The 17070-nt window shown below is 56.5% G+C and carries 15 protein-coding genes, 1 tRNA gene and 2 pseudogenes; 8 read left to right on the top strand and 10 right to left on the bottom strand.

Translation table 11 applies throughout. From position 1 onward, the window contains the following. The first annotated feature begins 3 nt into the window (after positions 1-3). Genes EGY08_RS08000 through EGY08_RS07990 form a run of 3 tightly spaced genes read left to right on the top strand, consistent with a single transcriptional unit; the run spans position 4 to position 2979 of the window. Entirely contained in the window at positions 4-1263 is a 1260-nt protein-coding gene (locus tag EGY08_RS08000) for a DUF1116 domain-containing protein (protein WP_004130052.1), read from the top strand. Between the two features lie 9 nt (positions 1264-1272). Continuing rightward, a complete protein-coding gene (locus EGY08_RS07995) occupies positions 1273-2076 on the top strand; it encodes a DUF2877 domain-containing protein (protein WP_004130053.1) in 804 nt (267 codons plus the stop codon). Between the two features lie 9 nt (positions 2077-2085). Further along, positions 2086-2979, top strand: coding sequence for a carbamate kinase (locus tag EGY08_RS07990; protein WP_049112239.1), 894 nt, complete (start codon positions 2086-2088; stop codon positions 2977-2979). 180 nt (positions 2980-3159) lie between these two features. On the opposite strand, the gene purK is transcribed toward EGY08_RS07990, so the two are convergent. The 4 genes from purK to ppiB all read right to left on the bottom strand — a co-directional run bounded on the left by purK (position 3160) and on the right by ppiB (position 6172). Further along, positions 3160-4227: a 5-(carboxyamino)imidazole ribonucleotide synthase gene (purK, locus tag EGY08_RS07985; protein WP_004130057.1), complete on the bottom strand. Its 1068-nt coding sequence runs from the start codon at positions 4225-4227 to the stop codon at positions 3160-3162. Further along, a complete protein-coding gene (gene purE / locus EGY08_RS07980) occupies positions 4224-4733 on the bottom strand; it encodes a 5-(carboxyamino)imidazole ribonucleotide mutase (RefSeq protein WP_004130058.1) in 510 nt (169 codons plus the stop codon). The genes purK and purE overlap by 4 nt, the downstream gene beginning before the upstream one ends. Before the next feature lie 218 nt (positions 4734-4951). Continuing rightward, positions 4952-5674, bottom strand: coding sequence for a UDP-2,3-diacylglucosamine diphosphatase (gene lpxH, locus EGY08_RS07975; RefSeq protein WP_004130069.1), 723 nt, complete (start codon positions 5672-5674; stop codon positions 4952-4954). Positions 5675-5677: 3 nt separating this feature from the next. Beyond that, positions 5678-6172 carry a peptidylprolyl isomerase B gene (gene ppiB, locus EGY08_RS07970; protein WP_004130079.1) on the bottom strand — a complete coding sequence of 165 codons (495 nt, stop codon included), beginning with the start codon at positions 6170-6172 and terminating at the stop codon, positions 5678-5680. Positions 6173-6345: 173 nt separating this feature from the next. On the opposite strand from ppiB, the gene cysS reads away from it, so the two are divergent. Continuing rightward, positions 6346-7731, top strand: coding sequence for a cysteine--tRNA ligase (gene cysS, locus EGY08_RS07965; protein WP_004130082.1), 1386 nt, complete (start codon positions 6346-6348; stop codon positions 7729-7731). A gap of 138 nt (positions 7732-7869) precedes the next feature. Here the strand turns inward: cysS and ybcJ are convergent, their stop codons facing one another. Next, positions 7870-8082: a ribosome-associated protein YbcJ gene (gene ybcJ / locus EGY08_RS07960; protein WP_004130084.1), complete on the bottom strand. Its 213-nt coding sequence runs from the start codon at positions 8080-8082 to the stop codon at positions 7870-7872. Between the two features lies 1 nt (position 8083). Further along, entirely contained in the window at positions 8084-8950 is an 867-nt protein-coding gene (gene folD / locus EGY08_RS07955; protein WP_004130086.1) for a bifunctional methylenetetrahydrofolate dehydrogenase/methenyltetrahydrofolate cyclohydrolase FolD, read from the bottom strand. Between the two features lie 340 nt (positions 8951-9290). Here folD and EGY08_RS07950 point away from each other — a divergent pair. From EGY08_RS07950 to EGY08_RS07940, 3 genes are all read left to right on the top strand, one after another. After that, positions 9291-9367: transfer RNA gene (locus EGY08_RS07950), tRNA-Arg, on the top strand. Positions 9368-9877: 510 nt separating this feature from the next. Then, on the top strand, positions 9878-10492 hold the full coding sequence (locus tag EGY08_RS07945) for an FMN-binding negative transcriptional regulator (protein WP_004130088.1): 615 nt from the start codon (positions 9878-9880) through the stop codon (positions 10490-10492). A 400-nt stretch (positions 10493-10892) separates the two neighbouring features. After that, on the top strand, positions 10893-12098 hold the full coding sequence (locus tag EGY08_RS07940; protein ID WP_004130090.1) for an MFS transporter: 1206 nt from the start codon (positions 10893-10895) through the stop codon (positions 12096-12098). A gap of 90 nt (positions 12099-12188) precedes the next feature. On the opposite strand, the pseudogene EGY08_RS31315 reads toward EGY08_RS07940, so the two are convergent. Continuing rightward, a pseudogene (locus EGY08_RS31315) lies at positions 12189-12434 on the bottom strand (exo-poly-alpha-D-galacturonosidase); the annotation flags it as partial. A gap of 89 nt (positions 12435-12523) precedes the next feature. Between EGY08_RS31315 and EGY08_RS07930 the strand changes: the two are divergent. Next, positions 12524-13725 (top strand): IS3 family transposase gene (locus EGY08_RS07930; RefSeq protein ID WP_096913407.1). Its coding sequence is split into 2 segments (ribosomal slippage): positions 12524-12839 and positions 12839-13725, totalling 1203 coding nucleotides; the frame shifts between segments, so codons are not numbered across the junction. Positions 13726-13766: 41 nt separating this feature from the next. Here EGY08_RS07930 and EGY08_RS07925 read toward each other — a convergent pair. The 3 genes and pseudogenes from EGY08_RS07925 to EGY08_RS07915 form a co-directional block, all read right to left on the bottom strand. After that, positions 13767-15500: pseudogene (locus EGY08_RS07925) on the bottom strand (glycosyl hydrolase family 28 protein); the annotation flags it as partial. A 172-nt stretch (positions 15501-15672) separates the two neighbouring features. Continuing rightward, positions 15673-16500: an MBL fold metallo-hydrolase gene (locus EGY08_RS07920; RefSeq protein WP_004130094.1), complete on the bottom strand. Its 828-nt coding sequence runs from the start codon at positions 16498-16500 to the stop codon at positions 15673-15675. A 9-nt stretch (positions 16501-16509) separates the two neighbouring features. Then, positions 16510-17052, bottom strand: coding sequence for a sugar ABC transporter (locus EGY08_RS07915; protein ID WP_123828382.1), 543 nt, complete (start codon positions 17050-17052; stop codon positions 16510-16512). Positions 17053-17070: the final 18 nt, after the last annotated feature.

Genomic DNA, 17070 nt, shown 5'->3' with positions numbered 1-17070 from the left:
TCTATGTTTACATCAGTGGCGCAGGCCAATGACGCAGTAATAGAACGAATTCGTAATGCACGCCCGCACTGGCTGGATGTGCAGCCGGCGGGTTCTCTGATTGAAGCGCTAAACAAGAACAGAACGCTGCTCCATGCCGGGCCGCCGATGCGCTGGCAGGAGATGACCGGCCCGATGAAAGGAGCCTGCGTTGGCGCATGCTTATTTGAAGGCTGGGCGCAGGATGAAAAGACGGCCCACGCTATGCTCGAATGCGGCGAAATCTCTTTTATTCCCTGCCACCACGTGAACGCCGTGGGGCCGATGGGGGGGATTACGTCGCCGAATATGCCGATGCTGGTGGTGGAGAACATCGCCGAAGGCAACCGCGCGTATTGCAACCTGAACGAAGGCATTGGCAAGGTGATGCGTTTCGGCGCCTACGGCGAAGACGTGCAGCAGCGCCTGCGCTGGATGCGCGATGTGCTGATGCCGATCCTTAGCGCGGCGCTGAAACAGATGGAGCGCGGTATTGACCTGACCGCGATGATGGCTCAGGGCATCACCATGGGCGATGAGTTCCACCAGCGCAATATCGCCACCTCCGCGCTGCTAATGCGTACGCTGGCGCCGCATCTGGCACGGCTTAATATCGACAAACAGCAGATTGCTGAAGTCATGGATTTCCTCGCCATTACCGATCAGTTTTTCCTCAACCTGGCGATGGCCTACTGTAAATCCGCGATGGATGCCGGGGCGCAAATTCGCGCAGGCAGTATCGTCACCGCGATGACCCGCAACGGCGATATGTTCGGTATTCGCGTCAGCGGGCTGGGCGATCGCTGGTTTACCGCGCCGGTGAATACGCCGCAGGGGCTGTTCTTTAGCGGTTTCTCTCAGGAACAGGCCAACCCGGATATGGGCGACAGCGCCATCACCGAAACCTTCGGCATCGGCGGCGCGGCGATGATCGCGGCGCCGGGGGTGACCCGCTTTGTCGGCGCTGGCGGAATGGAGGCGGCGAAATCCGTTTCGGAGGAGATGGCGGAAATCTTCCTCGAGCGCAATATGCAGCTGCAGATTCCGGGCTGGGATTTCCAGGGCGCCTGCCTTGGGCTGGATATTCGCCGGGTGGTTGAAACCGGTATTACTCCGCTCATTAACACCGGGATCGCCCATAAAGAAGCGGGGATCGGCCAGATTGGCGCCGGGACCGTCAGAGCGCCGCTGGCCTGTTTCGAGCAGGCGCTGGAAGCGCTGGCGGACGAGCTGGGCGTGAGCTGAGGTAGCGCGATGGAGAGGATTCGTCCGCTGATAGGCAGCGTTGATGCGCCGGATCATCGCCAACCGTGGCGAACCGGCGGCCTCTGGCGGCGCACGATTAACCTCTATGTTGAAGGCGGCGCGCTGCTGACGCTGCATCATCGGGGGCAGGGGGTGAGCCCTGGCGGATGGGTTGTTCGCCATGGTGATTTTATCCGGCTGCACGCGGCGCTGCGGGCGGGAGCGTCGCCGATAGCGCGGAATGACGGTATTCAGGTCGGCGATCTTTTGCTGATGCCGCCGCGCAGGCGCTGCTCCCTGTGGCTCCGCCGTCAGCCTAACGGCGCCGACCTGCCGACAGCGCTAGTAAATCGTCCGGAGGAGACCGGGCTGTTTGGGCCGCTGTCGCAGGCTATCGATCTGCCGCAGCAGCCTGAGCTGCGGCAGCTGCGCCACTGTTTTGCCTCCGCGCTGGCCGGCAACGCCGTCGACTGGCGCCTGTGGTTGGGCAAGGGACCAGGCCTGACGCCGAGCCTGGACGACATGCTGATCGGCATGATGCTGGCGGCATGGCGCGCGGGGCGAATGTTACCCTGCGGCGGAAGAGCTTTTTTCCGCGCCTCCGGCGATCTGCACGCGGCCACCACCCAGGTGAGCGTCAACTATTTACGCTACGCCAGCATGGGACGTTTCGCCTCGCCGCTGATGCATTTTGTACACGCTCTGCAACGTGGACGACGAATTGAACCCGCCGTCGAAGCTCTGCTGGCGATGGGGCATACCTCCGGCGCCGACACGCTTCTGGGATTCTGGCTGGCGCAACATCTTATCTAAGGACTTTTTATGAAAACGCTGGTTGTTGCCCTTGGCGGCAACGCTTTATTACAGCGCGGGGAAGCGCTGACCGTAGAAAATCAGTACCGCAATATCGATAGTGCGGTTCCCGCGCTGGCGCGTCTGGCGAAAAACTACCGGCTGGCCATTGTGCACGGCAACGGGCCGCAGGTGGGGTTGCTGGCGCTGCAGAATCTGGCCTACGGCGACGTTGAGCCCTATCCGCTGGACGTGCTGGTCGCGGAGAGCCAGGGCATGATTGGCTATATGCTGGCCCAGCGCCTGGCGCAGGAATCACCCATGCCGCCGGTGTCGACGGTGATGACCCGCATTGCGGTAGCGTCAAACGATCCGGCCTTTTCGACGCCGGAGAAGTTTATCGGTCCGGTTTACGATCCGGAGCTGCAAAAACAGCTGGAAGACGAATACGGCTGGAGGATGAAGCGCGACGGTAAATATCTGCGTCGGGTGGTGCCTTCGCCGACGCCGGTGAGGATTGAGGAGAGCGAGTCGATTGAGCGCCTGCTGGGCGAGGGGCACGTGGTGATATGCTGCGGCGGCGGCGGAATTCCGGTGCTTGAGAACGGGCAGGGCGCAGAGGCGGTCATCGATAAAGACCTCGCCGCCGCGCTGTTGGCGGAGCAGATTGATGCCGATGGCCTGGTGATCCTGACTGACGCGGATGCGGTATATGAACATTGGGGCACTCCCATGCAGCGACCGATCCGCGAAGCGACGCCGGAAGAGCTGGCGCCTTTTGCCCGCGACGACGGCGCGATGGGACCGAAAATCGCGGCGGTAAGCGGCTACGTGCGCCGTCGGGGCAAGCGGGCGTGGATTGGCGCGCTGTCGCGCATCGATGATACTCTCGCCGGGCTGGCGGGAACCTGCATCAAGCCCTGATGCACAGGCGAAATCAAGCGACGTGCAGACGCTGAAATTTCCTGCGCTCTTTCCACGGTGGCGGCGCCAGGGAGTCGTGCGGTTTGCGGATTTGGTTGAATGGCTACGGGGCGAATGAATGTTGGTCTGGTAGCCCGGCTAAGGCGCAGCGCGCCGCAAGCCGGGATAAAGGAGAGAGGATTACGCCAGCTGCGCCTGCGCCCAGACGATGCCGCTGGCGTATTCCGGCGGCAGCAGCGGCTTCAGCGCTTCCAGCGTCGCGCTCAGGCGGTCGGTATCGCTGTCGGTCAGGTTCAGGTGGCCGACTTTACGACCCGGACGCACCTCTTTGTCGTACCAGTGTAGATGCACCAGCGGCAGCTTCAGCCAGTCATAGTTCAGATCGGTACCGATCAGGTTGATCATGACCGACGGGCTGTTCACCACCGGCGGCGGCAGGGGGAGATCGGTGATCGCCCGCAGATGCAGTTCGAACTGGCTAATCGACGCGCCGTTCTGCGTCCAGTGGCCGCTGTTGTGCACGCGCGGCGCCAGTTCGTTAATCAGCAGGCCATCGGCAGTGACGAAACACTCCATCGCCATCACGCCAACGTAGCCCAGCTCATTCATGATCGCCGTCAGCATCTGTTCCGCCTGTGCCTGCTGGCGGGCGTTGGCCTGCGGGAAAGCGACGCTGGCGCGTAAAATACCGTCCTGATGCAGGTTGCGGGTCAGCGGATAGAAGACCGTGCTGCCGTCCCGTGCGCGGGCGCCAACCAGCGACACCTCGCCGGAGAAATTAATGCCCTGCTCAACGATACACTCGCCGTAGTTATCCTCCGGCAGCTGCGCGGTTTCATTTTCCCGCAAACGCCACTGGCCGCGGCCATCGTAGCCGCCGACGCGGCGCTTAACGATAGCCAGCTCCCCAAGACGGGCGAATACCGCCGGCCACTCGCCTTTATCCGCCAGAAGCTGCCACGGCGCGGTAGCGAGCGCCAGCTTATCGAACAGCTGCTTTTGCGTCAGACGGTCGGCGATAATCGGGAAGACGTCGCGGTTAACAAAGGCGGAATGACGCGCCAGCTCGCGGGTCAACGCGGTTTCCGGCCAGCGTTCAATCTCTGCGGTGATCACGCTTTGCTGTACCGGCACCGCTTCCGGGTCGGCTTCCAGACCAACCGGCCAGACCGCAATACCCAACGGCTCGCCGGCCTGACGCAGCATACGGCCTAGCTGGCCGTTACCGAGAACGCAAACCTGTTTCATGCCGCACCCCGCGGGTCCGGGTTATCCAGCACGTCATCGGTCTGCGCCTGGCGCCAGGCGCTGAGGCGCTGGTGCAGTTCGGCATCATGCTGGGCAAGGATCTGCGCCGCCAGAAGGGCGGCGTTAGCGGCGCCGGCTTTACCTATCGCCAGCGTGCCAACCGGGATGCCGCGCGGCATCTGGACGATGGAGTAGAGACTGTCAACGCCGCTCAGCGCCGCGCTCTGCACCGGTACGCCTAACACCGGCACCAGCGTTTTCGCCGCAATCATGCCCGGCAGATGCGCCGCGCCGCCAGCACCGGCAATAATCACCTGAAAACCGTTTTCTTCCGCGCCTTCGGCGAAGCTGAACAGTTTATCGGGCGTGCGGTGGGCGGAGACCACTTCGACATGGTACGGAACGTTCAGGGCATCAAGGATTTCTGCGGTAAACTGCATGGTAGCCCAGTCGCTTTTGGACCCCATCACGATGGCGATACGCGCCGAATTATTGCGGGAAGACATGCGTCTTAAAACTCCTGTGGGTGTGTTGCACACTGCTTTAGAGGCCACAGAGAATAGCATGAACTTCCGGCAAGGAAAACGGTTGCGTGCGCATGGCTAGCCGTCTTATGTCTCGTCGTCACTGGATGAAACTCGTCGGTTATGAGCGGCGGTGGCGCAGGCAAAAAGTAAAAACCAGCGCCAGTCCCAGGGCGGCATGAGATAGTGCCTGCCGGGGGCTAGAAAGGAAAATGAATCAGCTCAACATCTTCTGGGGTCACTTTGACCATAGAGCCTTCGTGATGCCAGGCGCCGAGCACCACCCGATACGCAGTTTTGCCGTTGGCTTCCAGGGAATGGACGGCAGGGCGGTGCGTATGCCCGTGAATCAGCCACTGGACGTGATGTTTCTCCATGACGTCAACTACCGCCTGCGGATTGACATCCATAATCGCCATCGACTTGCTGCTGTTGGCCGCTTTGCTGTCGGCGCGCATTCTGGCGGCGATACGGCGGCGGATAAACAGCGGCAGGGCCAGAAACAGGCGCTGGATCCACGGGTTGTGGACTTTCGCGCGAAACGCCAGATAGCCCGCGTCGTCGGTGCAGAGGGTATCGCCGTGCATAATCAGCACTTTGCGTCCGTAGAGGTCGAGAAGCTTTTCTTCCGGCAGCAGGGTCATGGCGCTTTCGCGGGCAAAGCGCTGACCGACGAGAAAATCGCGGTTGCCGTGGAGGAAGTAGCAGGGGACGCCGGACTCAGCTAACGCTTTAAGCGCAGCGGCAATTTGCCGATGCAGCGGGTTCGGATCGTCATCGCCGATCCAGGCTTCAAACAAGTCGCCGAGGATATACAGGGCGTCAGCCTGGCGGGCTTCCCCGTGTAAAAAACGCAGAAAACCGGCGGTAATCGCCGGTTCTTCCGTTTGCAGATGCAAATCCGCAATAAAAAGCGTCGCCACGAATTATTCGCTGACGGTAACGCTTTTGATCACCACATCTTCTTTCGGCACATCCTGGTGCATGCCGCTGCGGCCGGTGGATACCGCTTTGATTTTGTCGACCACGTCCATACCTTCAACGACTTCTGCGAATACGCAGTAGCCCCAACCCTGCAGGCTTTCGCCGGAGAAGTTCAGGAAGTCGTTATCGGCGACGTTGATGAAGAACTGCGCGGTGGCGGAGTGAGGCGCCTGGGTACGGGCCATCGCCAGCGTACCGCGGGTGTTTTTCAGACCGTTGTTCGCTTCGTTCTGAATAGGGGATTTGGTGGTTTTCTGATTCATACCCGGCTCAAAACCGCCGCCCTGAATCATGAAGCCATTGATAACACGGTGGAAAATAGTGTTGTCGTAAAAACCTTCACGACAGTAGTCCAGGAAGTTTTTAACTGTTTCCGGCGCTTTGTCGTCAAACGTCTTGATTACGATATCGCCATGATTGGTGTGGAAAGTAACCATTTTTGCATCCTGTTCCGATGATTGTGGTGCCTGCACCCGGAGTCGGGTGAGATATAGGGGGCTGTTATAGCATAACCGCGGGGCTGGATCACCTTGCAATGTGTGCTGCTTCGGGGTTGAATTAAGGTTAGAATACGCGACTTACATCCACACACGTCTACACGGAATCTTCGATGTTAAAAATTTTTAATACACTGACGCGCCAAAAAGAAGAATTTAAACCTATCCATGCCGGGGAAGTTGGCATGTACGTGTGTGGTATTACCGTTTACGACCTCTGTCACATCGGCCATGGCCGTACCTTCGTCTCATTCGATGTGGTCGCGCGCTACCTGCGTTTCCTGGGCTATAAGCTAAAGTACGTGCGTAATATCACCGATATCGACGACAAAATCATTAAGCGTGCTAATGAAAATGGCGAAAGCTTTGTGGCGCTGGTGGATCGCATGATTGCCGAGATGCACAAAGATTTCGACGCGCTGAATATCCTGCGCCCGGATATGGAGCCGCGTGCTACCCACCATATTGCGGAAATCATTGAGATCACCGAGCAGCTGATCGCCAAAGGCCACGCGTATGTCGCCGATAACGGCGATGTGATGTTCGATGTACCGACCGATCCGAACTACGGTCAGCTGTCGCGTCAGGATCTCGACCAGCTGCAGGCCGGCGCGCGCGTTGATGTTGTCGACGTCAAGCATAACCCGATGGACTTTGTGCTGTGGAAGATGTCGAAAGAGGGCGAGCCGAGCTGGCCGTCGCCGTGGGGCGCGGGCCGTCCGGGCTGGCACATTGAGTGCTCCGCGATGAACTGCAAGCAGCTGGGCAACCATTTTGATATTCACGGCGGCGGGTCGGATCTGATGTTCCCGCACCATGAAAACGAAATCGCTCAGTCCACCTGCGCCCACGACGGCGAGTACGTGAATTACTGGATGCACTCCGGGATGGTAATGGTTGACCGTGAGAAAATGTCAAAATCGCTGGGCAACTTCTTCACCGTGCGCGACGTGCTCAAGTTCTACGACGCGGAGACCATTCGCTACTTCCTGATGTCCGGCCACTATCGCAGCCAGCTGAACTACAGCGAAGAGAACTTAAAGCAGGCCCGTTCCGCGCTGGAGCGTCTGTATACGGCGCTGCGCGGAACCGATAAAACCGCAGAGCCGTCCGGCGGCGAGGCGTTTGAAGCGCGCTTTATCGAAGCGATGGATGACGATTTCAACACCCCGGAAGCTTATTCGGTGCTGTTCGATATGGCCCGTGAGGTTAACCGTCTGAAGACCGAAGATACCGCCGCGGCCAACGCGATGGCGGCGCATATGCGTAAGCTCTCTTCGGTGCTGGGTCTGCTCGAACAGGAGCCAGATGCGTTCCTGCAGAGCGGCGCGCAGGCGGACGACGGGGAAGTGGCGGAAATCGAGTCTTTGATCCAGCAGCGTCTGGACGCGCGTAAAGCGAAAGACTGGGCGGCGGCGGATGCCGCGCGTGACCGTCTGAACGAGATGGGCATTGTGCTGGAAGATGGCCCGCAGGGTACCACCTGGCGCCGGAAGTAGTCTCATTCTCTCTTTTTGCCGGGGGTGTCCCCGGCATTTTTTTGCCCATACCCAGGCCAGTACACCCGGCGCTGACCGTCGTGTTTAATGTCCTGGATGGGGATAAAGTCAAGGCGCCAGTTGCGGCGCCTTGACTTTTTACTCGGTAACGGTAACGCTCTGACCTTCAAAGCTGACCGTTTGGCCAGCGACGATTTTGCAGCGCTTACGGGTTTCGACCACGCCGTCGACTTTGACCAGACCGTCGGCAATGGCGATTTTCGCCTGCGCACCGCTTTCGCTCCAGCCTTCCAGCTTCAGCAGGTCGCAAAGCTCAACGTGCGGGTGTTTGCCTAAAGAAAAATTCGTCATCTCAGGCCTCCTGAATATCGTGATACTCTTCGCACGCCTGCAGCGTGTTCTGAATAAGGGTGGCTACGGTCATCGGGCCGACGCCGCCGGGAACCGGAGTGATATACGACGCGCGCGCGGCAGCATCTTCATAAACCACATCGCCAACCACTTTGCCGTTTTCCAGGCGGTTAATCCCGACATCGATCACGATCGCGCCTTCTTTAATCCATTCGCCCGGAATAAAGCCCGGTTTACCGACAGCCACGATCAGCAGGTCGGCATTTTCGACGTGATGACGCAGGTTTTTGGTAAAACGGTGAGTGACGGTGGTGGTGCAGCCAGCCAGCAGCAGCTCCATGCTCATCGGGCGTCCGACGATATTGGAGGCGCCAATAACCACCGCGTTCAGGCCGTAGGTATCGATATTGTAACGCTCAAGCAGCGTGACAATCCCACGCGGGGTACACGGGCGCAGGCGCGGCGCGCGCTGGCACAGACGACCCACGTTATAGGGGTGAAAGCCGTCAACGTCTTTGTCCGGAGAAATGCGCTCGAGGACTTTGACATTATCAATGCCGGCGGGCAGCGGCAGTTGAACAAGGATGCCGTCAATAGCCTTATCGGCATTCAGCGTGTCGATAAGTTCCAGCAGCTCCGCTTCGCTGGTGGTTTCCGGGAGATCGTACGAGCGGGAGACGAAGCCTACCTCTTCACACGCTTTGCGCTTGCTGCCGACATAAATCTGCGATGCCGGGTTGCTGCCGACCAGTACGACGGCCAACCCTGGGGCACGAAATCCGGCCGCAACGCGCGCCTTCACTTTTTCCGCAACCTCAGAGCGTACCTGCTGCGCAATCGTTTTACCGTCAATAATTTTTGCTGCCATCAGAGAGAGGATTCCATCTGTATCTTTACGAAAGGGGGATGACGATATTTTGTCAGAAGCCAGCCTCGCTGTCAGTCTTCGTTTAAGATTTTATCTTGCTTTGACGCGGCGGCGGCTGAAAAATGGGCCTGACCGCGCCGCGAGCGGCGCCAAAAAGAGCCCGGGAGCCGAAGAAAAGTTAACGTGCAGAAACATAAGGTTGGATAAACTTTGTACTGCTTTCGCAGCATAAGCCGCCAGCCTGTGCAGTGAAGCGCAGTTTCGCGGCAAAATACATTGACTCATCAGGCGTGGACCGTATAATTCCGGCGATTGCACATCACGAAGCTCGCTTCTCAATGCGCCCTTAGCTCAGCTGGATAGAGCAACGGCCTTCTAAGCCGTAGGTCACAGGTTCGAACCCTGTAGGGCGTACCATTTAAACTCAAAAAGTTATCAACTTCCCCCTCTCGCTGATGTTTTCTCATGTGACACATTTGGGACATCTTCTGCAAAGGCCGAGTCAATTTGCCTTGCGCGTTCCGTTAAATGGTGAGGCGCCAGCTGGGCATAACGGTGTACCATTTCGATGCTTTCCCGGTACATCAAAAAAACACAATAGTCTGGCAAGAGATCAATATGTAGATAATACGAACACAGAATGTGTATATCTATGTAAGATCATTATATTCAATATATTCAATATATTCAATTGGTTAAAAAGGAGTTGGTGATTAATGCCATTAAAAATACATAATGACATTATACAATTCTAACCAGAGCGATAAAAACAACAAAAAATATTACTAACCAGTGCAATAAGGGGAAACGAAGTGGATGACGCTCTCTGGCGCTAACGCTTTGATACACTAAATCATTGCTTAATAAAAAGAGGCAGTTATCTTTTTTCAAAGAAACTACAGGCGGATCAACATGATGAGGTAAAAAATGTACACACCTGATGCAATGAAGCTATCAGATAAAAAACATATTTTTGATTTTATTGACGCTTATAGCTTTGGATTAGTCGTTTCGCCTTCCCTCAATGCCAGTCATCTTCCTTTTATCCTCGATCGTAGCTCTTCATCGCAGGGAATTCTTCTTTCCCATATGGCGCGTGCGAATCCACTCTGGAAAGAATTTGACGGGCAGAGGGTGCTCGCCATATTTCAAGGACCCCATAGTTATGTTTCCCCTACCTGGTATCAAACCGCTCCCGCGGTTCCCACGTGGAACTATACTTCCGTTCACTGCTATGGCAACGTAAGCCTTTTATCTGTCGATGAATTACGCATTGTGATGGAAGCGTTGGTCCATAAATTTGAACCGACGCTTCAGGCGCAGAAAGAAATTATGCCCAGGACGTTTATTGAAGGGAAATTGAAAGGTATTATTGGATTCAAAATTGAAATTGAGGAGCTTCAGGCCAAAGAAAAGCTTGGGCAGCATCGTTCTCAGGCCGATCAGCGAGGAACGCTGCAGGGGTTAATCAACAGCCAATCTTCAGAGTCGGTTGCGCTGGCTGACTATATGCTTAAGGTGAAGAAAGGCATTGGCGCTTAAAATTGAGCTCTCCGATATAATATTTATGTCGGAGGGGAGCGCCTATAATGTATGTCATATATTAAATAGTACTATCCTGGCATGTCTGAAGACGTGCTGTACGCCTGAAGCAAAGGAAATGATATTGCGTCATCAATGAGCCCTAAAATAACATAAGCAACACCGTCAGCTTTAACAGTAGCAAAATAATCAAATAAAATAATCCTCAGAGATTGATAAAGAACGCTTTTAAATTTATAAACAATGGTGTTGAAGGAACGGTGCCCCTTTATCGGGGCGTTTTAACCAATTCCTTAACGGAGAGAAAATCGATAGCCCTGAGTGATGCCCTTTGCGGGGAAGATTTTGTTTTTACAGGCGACCGGATCAAGTGGGTTAAGGATGTATTAGGGTGAAAAGTATGTCTCTTCGTTCATTGCAGGCGCTATGCCTGACCAGCTTTTTTATTGCCGACGTTCGCGATGGGCTCGGGCCTTTTCTGGGGATTTTCCTGACGCAACATCACTGGCGACCGGATGACATCGGTCTGTTGATGACCGCGGGCGGCGTTGCCGGATTGCTGGCGACGCTTCCAGCTGGGTTCATCACCGATGCTTCGCGGAACAAGCGTCTTATGCTCGCGATACTGTGCATCATGATTACCGGGACGACGCTGCTGCTCTGGTTCAGCCAGGGCAGCAGCGTCGTCGCCATCTCGCAAATCGTCAGCGGCATATGTGCGGCATTTATTGGCCCGCTTATTACCGGGATCACTCTGGGGCTGACGGGGCAAGATGGCTTTAGTACCCAGATGGGTAAAAATGAGGCTTTCAACCATGCGGGTAATTTTACGACCGCATTGATTGCCGGCGGGATCGCCTGGCGCTGGGGTATTGGCGGTATTTTCATCCTGATGGCCTCGACCATGTTGCTCACGCTCTTTGCCCTGACGGCAATTCGTCGTGATGATATCGACAACGCTCGGGCGCGCGGGCTTGAAACGACGGACTCCCCCCAGATACCTGACTTCTCGGTGCTGACCAAAAACAGGGCGCTTTTAATTACTGGGTTGACGCTGCTGCTTTTTCATTTAGCGAATGCCGCGTTGCTGCCCATGCTCAGTATGCGGATCGCTGCGGCGCCAGGCGCGATCAATCCCGGCCTGTATGCCGCGGCGACGGTGATTATTTCCCAGTTGGTGATGATCCCGGTGGCCATCTGGACCGTAGGTCGAATCGATAAATATGGGTACTGGCGACTGATTATGCTGGCTCTGCTGATCATGCCAATCAGGGCTGCGCTGGCGGCAAGCACGGCGGCACCGTGGATGATGGTGCCGGTGCAAATACTGGACGGCTGCGCCGCAGGGGTACTGGGCGTAGTGGTGCCGAGCTTTATTGTGGCACTGCTGCGCGGCAGCGGGCACGTCAATGCTGGCCAAAGCGTGGTAATGCTAATGCAGGGGGCCGGCGCGGCGATGAGTCCGGCATTGACGGGAATGATTGCCGGTTATTACTCCTTCGCGACGGCGTTCAGCGTGCTGAGCGTTATCGCTCTGGCGGCGCTGCTTATCTGGTGGCGCAGCGCGCCGACGCTCTCTGCGCCGGCTTTTATGGCGACGAAATAATCAACTAAAGTAAGGCTTAAAGAGGGCTTTAATCTTAATCGATATCAGCCGATTTTAAGCCTGTGATAAACCTCGCCGCCGGGAACGCCATTACTTCGTTGCACCCTCAAGAATAACCTTGTCATTCTCTTCACGGGTAATGCTCTGCTGATGAAGGCTGTCGGCGAGCATCACATCATTGACGGCGAAAAATTCCCAGGCCTGCGGCGTGTTGGCGAAGGTTACCTCATCGAACTGGCTGTCGTGCAGGAAGGAAATACTGGTCGCTTTGGTGTTACGGAAGCTGACGTTGGAGAAACGTAGATTCTGATGATAGGCGTCGCGAGGGTAGGTAATAGACTGGCCCCATGAATCTCCAGACAGTTGGTATCACTTAAATTAGTGATAGTCTTAATACTAGTTTTAGACTAGTCGTTGGAGTCCGAATGATTGATGTTCTAGGTCCAGAGAAGCGCAGACGGCGCAGCGTTCAGGAAAAAATCGCCATTGTTCAGCAGAGCTTTGAGCCCGGAATGACCGTGTCGCTGGTCGCCCGTCAGCATGGCGTTGCTGCCAGTCAGCTGTTCCTGTGGCGTAAGCAATATCAGGAAGGCAGTCTCACTGCGGTTGCCGCGGGTGAACAGGTTGTACCCGCGTCGGAGCTGGCATCTGCAATGAAGCAAATTAAAGAGTTACAGCGCCTGCTGGGCAAAAAAACCATGGAAAACGAGCTGCTGAAAGAAGCCGTTGAATATGGCCGACAAAAAAAGTGGATAGCGCACGTGCCCTTGTTGCCGGAGGATGGCGAATAAGCCTTGTCAGTCGTTGCCTCCGGGTCTCACGTGCGCAACTGCATGCCATGGCCCGTCGGTCGAAGGGCTGGCAGGATCGTCGGTGCAAGCGCAAGCCTGATGATACTGAAGCGCTGGCTCGTATCCATACCGTTATCGACGATCTGCCCACCTATGGTTATCGTCGTGTATGGGCACTGCTGCGCAGACAATCAGAAACTGACGACATGGCGGTGATCAATGCCAAACGCGTATACCGCATCATGCGTCAGAATGCGCTGCTGCTTGAGCGTAAACCGGCAATACCGCCCTCGAAGCGGGCGCATAGAGGGAAAGTGGCCGTTGGAGAAAGTAACCAGCGGTGGTGCTCCGACGGCTTCGAGTTCAGCTGTGATAACGGTGAAAAACTGCGGGTCACGTTCGCACTGGACTGTTGCGATCGCGAGGCACTTCACTGGGCGGCAAGTACCGGTGGATATGACAGTGAAACCGTGCAGGACGTCATGCTGGGTGCAGTAGAGCGTCGCTTCGGTAACAGGCTGCCGACATCCCCCGTTGAGTGGCTGACAGACAACGGTTCAGCCTACCGTTCTCATCAGACGCGTCAGTTCGCCAGAATGGTAGGACTGGAGCCAAAACATACGGCGGTACGTAGTCCAGAAAGCAACGGAATGGCGGAGAGCTTCGTGAAAACGATGAAGCGCGACTACATCAGCATCATGCCAAAACCTGACGGGTTAACAGCGGCAAAGAACCTTGCGGAGGCCTTCGAACATTACAACGAATGGCATCCGCACAGTGCACTGGGATATCGTTCGCCACGGGAATATCTGCGGCGGCGAACCAGTAATGGGTAAAGCGATAAAAAGTGTCTGGAAATATAGGGGCCAATCCAGGTAATACCAAACGACTCCGCCATTTCGGCTACCGTCATGCCATCAATCAGAATACTGTGCTTAGCCGAGGTACCATCGACGGTCACGTCCTGCACCTGAACGTCGCGGAACTGCGCGGGTTCGTCGGCAGGGGTTGTATCGTTCACGTCGGCGCTGTATTTGATAGTAAAAACAAACGGCTCTTTGGCGATATCTTTCATCGCGTTATGACGGAACAGCACATCCCGCACGCCGCCGCCGTAGTAGGGGCGGCTCTTCATACGCAGACCAACGTCGGTCATATACATGACGTTATCCTCGGCGCGAACGTTTTCGATCCACGCGCCGGTATGGCTACCCGTCACCACGGCGCCGTGGCCTTTACGGAAATAGTTATTAAAAATCCACGCCCCGCTTTGCGGCTGCTGATGAAAAGTTTCCGCGCCTTTACCAAACCCGGCGGCAAAATTAACGCAATCATCTCCAGTATCGAAGAAGTTATTGAAGACCAGCGCGTTTTTACTATTGCCGAACTCGACGCCGTCGGCGTTATTGCCGTCAAAGGTCTGATGCACAAGCCCATTCAGGGTAATATTTTCTGATTCCAGCGCCATTACCCCGTGAAAAGCGGGGTTACGGATCGTCAGTCCGGCAAGGTAGAGATTTTGCACGCCGCGCAGGGTCATCAGGCTGGAGCGGCGGTTTTTATAGGCGCTATTGCTTTCAATCCCTTCCGCAATAGCCGCTTTGGTCTGGTGCTTTGCCAGAATACCGTCCGCGCCGACTTTTTTGGCATTGCTGGCCCGGTACTGCGGCAGCGCGTTGCCCAATTCGTCGCTAATTGTCGCATCGCCGCCGTTTTTGACGCCGCGGGTCCAGCCGTTGCCGTCAATCGTGCCTTTACCAACGATGCGAATATTACGAAACGTTCCGGCCGGAGACTCGCCCTTGTCGTCCGCTTCCAGCACGTTAATTAATGACGGCGGGCGGCGGGGCTGCGGATGATCGCTGTAGGGATAGAGGGAGTAGCCTTTTTCCAGCGGATACTGGGCCGGATCGTCCGAACCCAGCAGGGTGGCGCCAGCGGCAATCTCCAGGGTCATATCGCTATGCAGGAAGAGCGCGCCGGTTTTGAATTCGCCGCCGGAAATCAGTACTTTGCAGCCCTGAGGATAGTGCGTGACGGTACAGCTATCGATGGCCTGCTGCAGCGCTTGGGTATTCAGCGTTGTGCCGTCACCCTTCGCGCCGAATGTGCTGGCTTCGATGATGTGCGGCGTTTTGCTGGTGCGCGCCTTAATCACTGCGCTATCCGGGGACTCTTTGCCATCGGCGTAGACTGCGCGGACCGTAAAGGCATACTCCGTATCCGGCTGCAGGTTGGTGGCCGTAAAGCTGCGCAGATCGATTTTCTGCTGCCAGCCGTCGCTGGCGATCCGCTGATAGAAGTTATCAATATAGGGCTTTGCTGGTGAGAAATGGTTTTGATTTTCACGCGCCATGCCCAGCCGCTCGCCTTGACGATAGACGGCGTAGTCCACCACCTGCTCGGTCTCGGACTCCGGTTTTTCCCAGACCAGCACCAGGCTGTTTTCATCGGCTGACAGTATCGGAACCATGACATTTTGTGGCGCGGAGGCGGGCGCCTCGTGCTGGTTATCGACGGTTCCGCTGCTGTCATTACAACCGCCTGCGAGCCCGGCTAGTGCGATTGCCAACCCCAGCATGCCGCGTGCAGGTCTGAAGCTATTGCGCATAGATTTTCCTTAATGTCATATTTTATGGAAAAATAAAATTTAAATTCATTTAAAATAAAACGACATTTTATATTTATATGGGAAAATAAACGCGAGTCAGTTCAATCTTTCAGCAGGCGAAAAAAATCTTAATCGGATAAGCAAAGGCGGACTTCACCGCCCGGCTTTCCTTTTACTGCGCAGAATCATCAATACGATAACCGCGCGAAGTCGGTACGATATGGGCAAACCCCGACCCGCCAAGATGCATACCGGCAATCAGCAGATTTTCGCTGGCGGCCTGGGCGAGGATCGCTTCCCGCGTCGCTCTGGCCTGTACGGGATCGCAATCAAAAGCGATAGCGGCGGCGGGTTGTGCGGCCTGAATATGCGGAAAGTGGACGATATCGCCCCAAATCAGCAGGCTTTGTCCGGCGGCGTCAATGCGAAACCCGCTATGGCCCGGCGTATGTCCGGGTAACCAGACCGGATGGATACCCGTGACGACTTCACGATCCTCCAGAAACCCGAGGCGCCGGGACCACGCGTCCAGGGTGCGGCGGGCGAGAGCGAAGTTTCGCTGACCCCGCGCATTGGTCCGGTTTAGCATGGCATCGTCCTGCCAGTATTCGGCTTCCAGAGGGTGCAGATAAAGACGGGCATTGGGATAGCGCGGCGCGCCGTTGGCATCCAGCAGGCCGCCAATATGATCCGGATGAGCATGGGTCAGCAGGACGGTATCAACGTCGTCTGGCGCACTCCCCGCCGCACGCAGACTGGTTTCCAGCACGCCGCCTCCCGTCCCCGCGTCGACCAGAATCGTTCTTCCCCGGCCGCGGATAAGATAGCCATTAATGTCGATATTGCCGGGTTCGATAACGCCCGCATCGCGCTGGATTTGTGCGGCATCATCGCTATCGATGCCGGACAGCAGCGCCAGGTCGGCGGCCATGCTGCCGTCGCTAAGGGCAGTCACCTGAAAATCGCCAATCTGGCGGGAGATAAAAGATGGATTGCGCATAAAAACCTCTTAGCATGCTGCAGGCTGTTCTTCAGCCGGGCTTTGTAGCTGACCGGCCATGGGTTCATAAAGCCAGGCTTTGTCCCGCCCCGCAAGCAGCATGGCTTCCCGGCGCGGCAGAACGTACGCCACGCGCTGCGGCGGGTTGTTATCCAGCCCGGCGGCCGGAAGTTTTGTCGGCTGATATCCCAGTTCCGACTCAACGAAGTCCAGCGGCTCCGGGCTCAGCAGTAGAACATCGCCCTCAGCGACGGCAGGGAACACCCCGCTGTACCGATACAGGTTTCGCCGCCAGTCGCGAATATGCGCTTGCCAGCGTGCAAAGTTGCCGCCGCCTTTATGGCGATACTCTTCACTGGCGAGGATGTCAGCATCCTGGATAGTATGAATGGCAAGATAGGCCGGGCAGCCGGAGGAGAGCGCCCGGAAGCGCTGTGAAGCGCGGAACCCGCTGATGGAAACCAGCGCCGGCAGCTTGTGCTGGCTGTAAAACCTGTTCCAGCCGGCTTCGCTTTCCGGGTCGGCGTAGCTGCACTCAACGATATATAACATGGGCTGACCTCTGCATGA

Origin of the sequence: Klebsiella sp. FDAARGOS_511, from assembly GCF_003812845.1 — a bacterium.
Lineage (GTDB): Bacteria > Pseudomonadota > Gammaproteobacteria > Enterobacterales > Enterobacteriaceae > Klebsiella > Klebsiella grimontii.
The sequence above is the reverse complement of the archived record's forward strand: the minus strand, read 5'-3'. Positions and strand labels throughout refer to the sequence as shown.